The organism is Vibrio sp. 704, assembly GCF_033339295.1.
The window spans coordinates 1-534 of sequence record NZ_JAWOUH010000948.1 but is presented as its reverse complement, the minus strand read 5'-3'; the positions used below and the strand labels follow the sequence as shown (position 1 = coordinate 534).

General features: G+C 44.4%; 1 protein-coding gene. It reads right to left on the bottom strand.

The window, feature by feature from the left end; translation table 11 throughout:
• Positions 1-125: 125 nt before the first annotated feature.
• Positions 126-534: lipid A-modifier LpxR family protein (locus R7R24_RS30040; RefSeq protein ID WP_318120631.1), on the bottom strand; the 409-nt coding region annotated here is incomplete at its 5' end.

Sequence of the window (534 nt, the reverse complement as noted above, 5' to 3'; positions counted from 1 at the left end):
AATTCTAGCTGTTATTTTATTACAAAAAGCAGGGTTAAAACAGCCTTGAGGGTGGCTAAGGCAGCGTAATGTGACCAAAGAAAACGGCCAATGACGCGTTCATTGGCCTGAGAGATAAATACTATTTAAAAGAAAGCAAAGACTGAGAAAGAACCAGTACCATAAACGTCAGTTTGTGATTCTTCGTAATCAGGTGTTTTCACCGTAAAGGTTAGGCTTGCGCCGTAATTCTGGTTATACCAAGTTGCACCTGCAACGGCACTTGCTTGCCAGTTTTCTAGAGTCACATCATAGGGTTCTGATGAGCCTGGAATACCTGAGCGATCGCCTTCAATGGTGATGTCGTTGAAACGGTATCGACCTTCAAATCCTGTAAAGACAAACCAACTGGAGGTATTTTTCGCAAGCATACTGGCAGAGAAAGGGCTTTCTACACTGATGTTTGCTGCGCCAATACTGTTGGCTAGATTCGTACCCCAGCGGAACATGACACCTTGTGATACATCGCTGCGGAAGTTACCTGCGTTACTGTCA